General features: G+C 48.4%; 6 protein-coding genes and 1 pseudogene. 1 reads left to right on the forward strand and 6 read right to left on the reverse strand.

Features of this window, described 5'->3' with window-relative positions; genetic code table 11:
- The 3 genes and pseudogenes from RMO84_RS20470 to RMO84_RS20480 all read right to left on the reverse strand — a co-directional run.
- Positions 1 to 200, reverse strand: a pseudogene (locus RMO84_RS20470) (gamma carbonic anhydrase family protein); the annotation flags it as partial.
- Between the two features lie 142 nt (positions 201 to 342).
- Positions 343 to 924: a hypothetical protein gene (locus RMO84_RS20475; RefSeq protein WP_310490283.1), complete on the reverse strand. Its 582-nt coding sequence runs from the start codon at positions 922 to 924 to the stop codon at positions 343 to 345.
- A 181-nt stretch (positions 925 to 1,105) separates the two neighbouring features.
- Positions 1,106 to 2,332, reverse strand: coding sequence for an alpha/beta hydrolase (locus tag RMO84_RS20480; protein WP_310490284.1), 1,227 nt, complete (start codon positions 2,330 to 2,332; stop codon positions 1,106 to 1,108).
- Between the two features lie 95 nt (positions 2,333 to 2,427).
- On the opposite strand from RMO84_RS20480, the gene RMO84_RS20485 reads away from it, so the two are divergent.
- A complete protein-coding gene (locus RMO84_RS20485; RefSeq protein ID WP_310490285.1) occupies positions 2,428 to 3,000 on the forward strand; it encodes a GNAT family protein in 573 nt (190 codons plus the stop codon).
- Positions 3,001 to 3,313: 313 nt separating this feature from the next.
- On the opposite strand, the gene uvrB is transcribed toward RMO84_RS20485, so the two are convergent.
- The 3 genes from uvrB to RMO84_RS20500 form a co-directional block, all read right to left on the reverse strand.
- Positions 3,314 to 5,320: an excinuclease ABC subunit UvrB gene (uvrB, locus tag RMO84_RS20490; RefSeq protein WP_310490286.1), complete on the reverse strand. Its 2,007-nt coding sequence runs from the start codon at positions 5,318 to 5,320 to the stop codon at positions 3,314 to 3,316.
- A 162-nt stretch (positions 5,321 to 5,482) separates the two neighbouring features.
- Positions 5,483 to 6,508, reverse strand: coding sequence for an ABC transporter permease (locus tag RMO84_RS20495; protein ID WP_310490287.1), 1,026 nt, complete (start codon positions 6,506 to 6,508; stop codon positions 5,483 to 5,485).
- A 155-nt stretch (positions 6,509 to 6,663) separates the two neighbouring features.
- On the reverse strand, positions 6,664 to 8,271 hold the full coding sequence (locus RMO84_RS20500) for an ABC transporter substrate-binding protein (RefSeq protein WP_310490288.1): 1,608 nt from the start codon (positions 8,269 to 8,271) through the stop codon (positions 6,664 to 6,666).
- Positions 8,272 to 8,291: the final 20 nt, after the last annotated feature.

Genomic DNA, 8,291 nt, shown 5'->3' on the forward strand with positions numbered 1-8,291 from the left:
CCATCTTGAATATTCGTATAACTGCCGATCTCGATCCGCTCGACATCGCCTCTAACTACTGCAAAATACCAGATACTGACACCCGACTCGATCGACACATTACCCATCACTATTGCATTTGCTGCCACAAAAGCCGCCCTAGATACATCTACAGGCGGCCAGAAGGTGGGTAAATCTGGTATTGATGGCGATCGGGTCATTAGAGCTTTAATGGCAACTACAGGCACAAGTTTACTCGATCGCGAGCAAAGCGGCAATTTCGCCAAATATGGTTGTCTGGGATGTGATTCGATCGAGATCTGCGAAAGCTCGATCGATGTCCAAACCTAAGAGATATGAGGTTTAATTATTCGCTGGCGCGGTATCACTCGGAGATGGGGACGTAGTTGAATTGGTACCTTCACTAGTCGGGGTCGATGGTTGCGCTGCTGGAGTAGGACTGGCAGCCGGTGGCGTCGGGCTAGGCGTTGCGGTTGTCGTAGCAGGCTTAGCAGGCACTTCAATTACTTTAGTCGCACCTGGGACGATAATTGGTTTGGGTATTTCGACTACTTTTGGTGTTGCCGGTACGGGCACGACTACGGGTTTTTCGACTTCTACGACCTTAACTTTTGGTGGAGTGGTTTTTTCGACCGTACGATCGATTATCGTCGTTTTTTGGGGAGCTGGCGATACCGAAGCTGCGGGGGTCGGAGTCGTATTAATAATCGTCGTGGGTGCCGGTGCCGGTGTGGGTCTATTCCAGTAATAAGCGAGCGAGCCTAATCCGATTAAGCCGACTAATAAACTGCCGATTAATAAGCCATTGGCAGTACCATTCTCTTCGGCTTCACGTTCGCGCTCATAGCGATCTTCGGCTTGGGCTAGTCTACGTTGCGTTTCGAGGTTATTGGGATCTTGAGGGTTTGGATAGTTATTCGGCATTTGCGATCTCCAGAGCAGCAATGTTTGTATAATTTATTGCATCATATTCGATCTCTTTTGCGTAATCGTTCTATCGAAAGGAATAACTTTTCGATCGACCTTCTCACCCTAGCAACTTTGTCAATCCCAGTATTTAGGGGCAATCGCAGCTTCAGGACGATCGAGATTCAGTTGCAGCAACTTACTTGTATAGTGCCCAAGCTAAAAATCGCTCGGTATAATAAAGTGCCAGTTGACTGCTCATCCCCGAAAAAACCGCATCGAAAGCATGATCCGCCCACGGAATCTCGATGAAAACCGCGCGATTTCCTGGCGATCGCAATTGCTGGGCGAGGTACTTGCCATACTTAGCTTCCACGATCCGGTCTTTGCCGCCGTAGATGAGTAGCGATGGAGGTAGATCGGGTTTGACGGCATTAATGGGCGAAGCTTGGCGATAGAGTTCGGGCACGGTTTGAGGTGTGCCACCCAGAAAGGCACGTAATGTTACCCGAGACTCGATCGGATCGGGAGTCGGGACATTGGCATAGCCCGCTGTCAGGTTCACAGGGCCGTAATAATCGATGACGGCGCGAATGGGAAAGGGTGGATCTTGGTATGCGGCGAGCATCGCCAATTGCGAGCCAGCCGAGCGACCGATGATTGCCACTCGATCGAGATTTGTTTCATATTCGGTGGCGTGTTGTTGGATAAATCTTAATGCCGATCGCACATCTTGGATCTGTACTGGAAAATGATAAGCTGGCGCGTGACGATAGTCGATCGCCCATACCACGTAACCTTGCGCAGCAATATACCGAGAGAACGTTTCGTCATTATCGGGACTACCGCGTTGCCAAGCCCCACCATAAATCGATACGAGCGCGGGATATTTACCAACTTGAGCCGGTCGATAGATATTCATCGACAGCTCGACGCCATCGGGATTGGCAAAAGGAATCGATACTTTGCGGATGCCAAGTGTCTCCTGTTGTAGGTTAGAAATCCCCTGCCAAATGTCGCAAATAACGAGCGGTTGCGATCGCATTTTAGCAATCAGTGCTGGTGGCAGATCTTTCAAATAATTCTGCCCCAAACTAGTCTCGATCGCGGCTTGGGCTTGCTGCTGCGTTGCGGAAAATTGCAGTAATGGCCACGCGCTCAACCCCACAGCCAAGCCGAGCGAGCAGAGAATGAAAACGAACGACCGCTGAGGTTTAAAAGCTCTCAACCAGAAGAGCGTGCCGACACAGATCGCGATCGACATATTAAACAATAGTAAAGCAGGGCTAATTTCTGGCGCGCCCACACTCAAGGGCAAGAGCGCAAAAATCGGTGCGGGTACGACAATCCAGATACTCAGAAACAATCCCACTAATAACAGTAGTCCGACGAGCCAGATTCCCGCGATCGATAACACTTTTTTCATCTTGTGCGGCTGTAAGTGTCATTTTGCACTCTAGAAATCGGGATAAGCTGTAGATACGCTAACATCAAAGATCGAGAAAATGTAGTGTTTGAGAGATGCAAAGAGTTATTCCCCCCGATTTTACAATTCAGACAGCCAGATGTCTGCTGCGCCGTCCGATCGCGGCAGATCTGCCCCATGTTTTTGCAGCGACTCGGTTTGCCGGCTTTTATGATGGGATGCCGGGGGAACCTGCAGCCACTATGGACGAGCTGGAGGGGGCATTACCAGAGAGTTGGCGCGAGTGGGATGAGGGGATTACCTATGGCATGACGATCGCCGATCTGACAACAAATACCTTGCTGGGACGCGTAGGCATCCGCAAAACCAGCCGTGTAGATGAGTGGAATCTGGGCTTTTGGACGCATCCAGAGCATCAAGGACAGGGTTACATGACTGAAGCTGTCAGCGCGATTTTGACATTTGGATTTGAGGAGCTAGGCGCAATTAAGATCGTAGCGAGTTACGCCCTCTGGAATAAAAGTAGTCGGCGCGTGCTCGAAAAAGTCGGGATGAAATTTATCGCATATATTCCCCACGCATTTAAAAAACAGGAGTACTGGGTCGAAGCCAATAAAATGAGCATGACACGGCGAGAATGGTTGCTGCTAGGTAGTGGCGATCGTTAACTATTCCCTTTGGTGTGTTACTACAATATTTTTGCAAATCAAATAAGATTGCTATAGCTAAGTAGCTGGACATAGTTAAAGTAACAATGACGAAATCGCCCTCGCCTCCGGCTCTGGCTCCCCTCTCCCAAGCTTGGGAGCGATTCGCGCTCCTCGGGTTCCCCGAGGGTTTAGCGAATCAAGACAGAGGGGCTGGGGGTGAGGGCAAAAGGTGCATCTCACATTTAATTCCGCCTAGCTACTCTCTTTGGTGCGTTACGCTTCGCGATAACACACCCTACGATATTCTTACAAATCAAATAGGATTGCTTAGTTATACATTACCAACAAGTTTACTCCGCAATTGCTTGATCCGATCGCGTAATGTGGCGGCTTTTTCAAACTCCAACTCCTTAGCTGCTACTTTCATTTCTGCTTCCAATTGGACGATCGCATCGGGAATTTGTTCGAGGGATAATTCATCGACGTGTTCGATCACTGCCTCCAATTGTTGAGCATTCAAGCGACGCGAGAGATCGAGAAATTGCAGGATCGAATTAGTGCCTGTTTTGACGATCGAGTAGGGAGTAATATTATTAATTTTGTTGTGCGCTGTTTGAATATTCCGGCGGCGTTCGGTTTCATCGATCGCGGCAATCATGCTATCGGTCAATCGATCGGCATATAAGATGGCTTGTCCGCGAATGTGTCGCGCCGCACGTCCGATCGTTTGAATGAGCGATCTCGTCGAACGCAAGAAGCCTTCTTTATCGGCATCGAGAATTGCGACTAAAGATACTTCCGGTAAGTCCAAACCTTCCCGCAATAAGTTGACCCCAATTAAGACATCAAACTCGCCATTGCGAAGACCTTGAATAATTTCGATTCGTTCGATCGATTGAATTTCTGAATGGAGGTATTTTACTCGGACATCGCGTTCGTGAAAATATTCGGTCAAATCTTCAGCCATTCGTTTAGTTAACGTCGTAATTAATACGCGTTCGTTGAGCTTGACTCGATCGCGAATTTCACCTAATAAGTCATCGACTTGTCCCTCCGTCGGACGCACGAAGATTTCGGGATCGATGACACCCGTCGGACGGATGATTTGTTGAGCGATCCGATCCTCTGAGAGTTCCATTTCCCACTCACCAGGAGTCGCAGAAACGAAAATACATTGATTTACCTTCTCCCAGAATTCATCCGCCTTTAATGGGCGATTATCTGCCGCACTGGGCAACCGAAAACCATGATCGATCAGGACGGTTTTGCGCGCGCGATCGCCATTGTACATCCCCCGAATTTGGGGAACGGTGACGTGAGATTCATCAACGACCAATAACCAATCATCATCGAAATAATCCAACAAACATTCCGGCGGATCGCCAGCATTCCTTCTGGCTAAATGGCGTGAATAATTTTCCACGCCGTTACAAAAACCGACTTCGCGCAACATTTCCAGATCGTAACGCGTCCGCTGGTCGATCCGTTGAGCTTCGATTAATTTACCATTAGTTTCTAACTCGACGATTCGCTGCTTTAACTCCGCATCGATATCGTTACAAGCATCTTGCAACGTATCTTCAGGCGTCACAAAGTGCCGTGCCGGATAGATATTTAAACCGCCTAATGTATTGAGAATTTCCCCCGTTACCGGATCGACATAGCGAATCGCTTCAATTTCGTCGCCAAAAAATTCCACCCGCACGATCCGATCTTCATAAGCAGGCCCGATCTCCACTACATCGCCCCGCACCCGAAAATTACCGCGTTTTAAGTCTATATCATTGCGACTATATTGCACCGAAACTAACTGTCGCAACATCTCCCGCTGGTCGATTTCCATCCCCACTTTCAGCGGAATTGCTGCTTTGAGATATTCAGCAGGCGTACCCAAACCATAAATACAACTAATCGAAGCCACTACAATTACATGCCGATGCTCGAACAACGATCGCGTCGCCGAATGCCGCAACATATCAATTTCTTCATTAATTGCCGATGCTTTTTCGATAAAAGTATCGCTAACGGCAATATATGCTTCTGGCTGATAATAATCGTAATAAGAAACAAAATACTCGACAGCATTATGCGGAAAAAATTGCCGCAATTCGTTACATAATTGCGCCGCTAATGTCTTATTATGAGCTAATACTAATGTCGGTTTCTGATGCTGGGCGATCGTGGCTGCGATCGTAAATGTTTTACCCGTACCCGTCGCCCCGAGTAGAGTTTGAAACCGCTGTTCGGATTTTAACCCAGCTACCAGTTGCTCGATCGCTTTAGGTTGGTCGCCTGTCGGTTTAAATGGTGCTTCTAACTGAAATTCGTTATCGTCCATGCGTCTTATTTCCACCAGTTACACAGCACAGCAGACCAGATTAGCAAAAATCGGTCGTTACATTCTAGCGCAATTTGATGGGGAAGGGGTAATTGTGTACCAGGCGTATCGCCCCGAAATCGGACATTTTGCAGCGATTCATAGCTACTGTGGCGGAGATTGTTAGTATTTGATGCGCGGATCGATCCAGGCATTGATGAGATCGATGAGGATACTAGCAATCACTACGATCGCGGCAAAAAACACCATAATTCCCTGAACCGTGGGATAGTCCCGATTGGAAATTGCTTCATACAATTGACTCGCCAACCCCGGCCACGAAAAAGTAACTTCTGTCAGAACGGCACCGCCAAGCAGCGAAGCAGTGGTTAAACCCAAGACGGTAATCACCGGAATCATCGCATTTTTGAGCGAGTGGGAGATCAGAATCTTATTCTCAGAAATACCTCTAGCTCTAGCCGCTTCAACATATTCGGCTTTCATACTTTGCTTGAGATTCACTCGCACGATTCGCTCGAAGATACCGCTGAGGAGAACGCCCAATGTCAGACAGGGTAGAGCCAGATGATGGAGCGAGACAAAAAAGCTGCCCAGATCGAAATGTAATAAACTATCGATCGAATAAAGTCCGGTAATCTTAGCAGGCGGGGTTAAATTAGCCGGAAATCTGCCACCCAGGGGGAAGATATGTAATTGTACGGCAAATATTAATTGCAATAACATCCCCACCCAAAAAATCGGGAGGGAATAACTAATGATGCCAAATAATCTGCCGCCAGCTTCGGAAACTGTACCCGGACGCGAGGCCGAAATTGTCCCGACAGTTACACCGACGATAAAAGCGATTAGCATACTCCCGATCGCTAGTTCTAAAGTAGCTGGAAAGTTCTCCCGAATCACATCCAAAACTTCTTTGCCAGAACTCGTAATCGACTTCCCAAAATCTCCACGCAGTAGGTTGAATAAGTAACTAAAATACTGGATATAAACTGGTCGATCGAGTCCTAATTGCTGGCGCAATTCGGCCTTAACTTCTTCAGATGCCCGGTTGCCCAAGAACGCATCCGCCGGATCGCCAGGTGTCGCTTTGAGTAAGAAAAATACAAGCGTCACGATCGTCCATAACATCAAGGGAGCTAGGAGCAATCGTGCGGCTAGGTAGTATTGGAGGGTTTTGGAGCGAGACATAATCTAGGGGATAGGGGATAGGGGATAGGGGTTAGAGGTTAGAGGTTAGAGGTTAGTTATATTATCGGCATGAAAATAAGAGCCAAATTAGCTATTAAAAAAACAAAGTTTTTTAGCTATCTATTCCCTATTCCCTATTCCCTATTCTCTATCCCCTACTTCTTCATTTGCGAATACAACAAATTCTGCAACGGATCGATCTTGATGCCGCTCATGCCTTTTTTAGCGAAGACAAAATCTTTGGTTTGCCACAGGGGAATCAGGGGGACATCTTGTTGGATTTGGGTTTGGATGTCGGCGTAGATTTGTTTGCGCTTGGTGGGGTCGGCTTCTTTGCCTTGGGCGGCGATGAGTTGATTCATCCGATCGCTATAATAAAACGATCCTTGGGATTGGCTGCTGCCATCTTCACAGCCTTTGGCTGCCGAACCTTTGGGGCATTCGAGGAAGGGTTGGACGAAGTTGTCGGGGTCGAGAAAATCGGGATACCAATCTTGGAGGGTGGCGGGATAGATATTTTTGCTGGCGTATTTAAAGAAGGAAGCTGATTCGATCGTGTTGGGTTCGATCTCCAGCATCCCGCCCAATTTTTGCTTGGCATAGGCGCGGAGAAAGCCCGCAGTCAGGCGACGGGGGGTCGAGCCGGAGGGATACCAGATTTGGATTTTGGCAGGTTTCTGGGGCGAAAATCCGGCTTGGGTGAGGAGTTGTTTGACTTTGGGGATATTGCCGTCGCCATAGGCAGATTTAAAACCAGGTTGGGAGACGCTAAAAGTACTGGGGAGGATGCTGTATAAGGGGTTGCCCTGCCCGTATAAGACCCGTTCGTTGATGGTGGGTCGATCGACTAATGCCGCCAGGGCTTGACGTACTAGCGGGTTATCGAGAGGCTTTTGAAGGACATTCAGGATCAGGTAACTGGTAACGCTACCATCAATCGCGATCGATTGCCATTGACCCGCTTTGGCTCCTTCTTCCAGGCTCTTGACTTGATCTGGTTCGAGGGCTTGGAAGGCGACATCGACGGCACCAGTGCGGAAGGAGTTATAGAGATTGGCGGAGTTGTTGTTGAAAATTTGGAGGTTAATGCCCCGATTGAGCGGTTTTGCCCCCCAATAGCGATCGAATGCCGTTAGTTTGACTCGATCTGTACCGTACTCTGTGAGTTTATAAGGCCCCGTACCGACAAAGGTATTAGCTTCAAATACATTTTTGCCGATTTTATAAGCTTTGGGCGATACCGCGCAGGTGCCAGGAAATGCCAAGACGGAAGCCAGCGCACTAAACGGTTTTTTGAGCTTAATCGTCAGCTCGTAAGTCCCCGTAGCGGTTACGGTCGCAATCCTGTCTGATAATAACGATGACGGTTTACCTTTATTTTGAATGAACCGTTGGAGCGAGAAAGCCATCGCCGCTGCATTAAACGGGGTACCATCGTGAAAAACCACCCCCTGCCGGATCGGAATCGTATATGTCAATCCATCCGCGCTGACTGTGGGTAATGCGGTGGCTAACTGGGGTTTGAGTTCGGTGCTGCCCGGATCGTAAGTGTACAATCGATCGCTCAAATTCCGAATTAAGGCGATCGATCTCAATTCATAAGCATCCGCCGGATCGAGGGTACGCGGCTTTTGCGTCGTCCCGACTGTAATTCTGCCCGCGTCGCTACTGGCGATCTCGTTGGGCGAATTATTACTCCCAGCGCAACTCGTGACTAATAGCAGCGCGCTGGAGACTAGACCGAGATGTTGCCACCTATTCATAGATGTAAGCGATCGTCATA

This window comes from Chamaesiphon sp. VAR_69_metabat_338 (assembly GCF_031423935.1).
In the GTDB taxonomy this organism is placed as follows: domain Bacteria; phylum Cyanobacteriota; class Cyanobacteriia; order Cyanobacteriales; family Chamaesiphonaceae; genus Chamaesiphon.

Excerpts from the sequence above, each read along its gene's own strand:
- RMO84_RS20475 (WP_310490283.1), bottom strand. The coding sequence starts at position 924 with ATGCCGAATAACTATCCAAACCCTCAAGATCCCAATAACCTCGAAACG.
- RMO84_RS20480 (WP_310490284.1), bottom strand. The coding sequence starts at position 2,332 with ATGAAAAAAGTGTTATCGATCGCGGGAATCTGGCTCGTCGGACTACTG.
- RMO84_RS20485 (WP_310490285.1), top strand. The coding sequence starts at position 2,428 with ATGCAAAGAGTTATTCCCCCCGATTTTACAATTCAGACAGCCAGATGT.
- uvrB (WP_310490286.1), bottom strand. The coding sequence starts at position 5,320 with ATGGACGATAACGAATTTCAGTTAGAAGCACCATTTAAACCGACAGGC.
- RMO84_RS20495 (WP_310490287.1), bottom strand. The coding sequence starts at position 6,508 with ATGTCTCGCTCCAAAACCCTCCAATACTACCTAGCCGCACGATTGCTC.
- RMO84_RS20500 (WP_310490288.1), bottom strand. The coding sequence starts at position 8,271 with ATGAATAGGTGGCAACATCTCGGTCTAGTCTCCAGCGCGCTGCTATTA.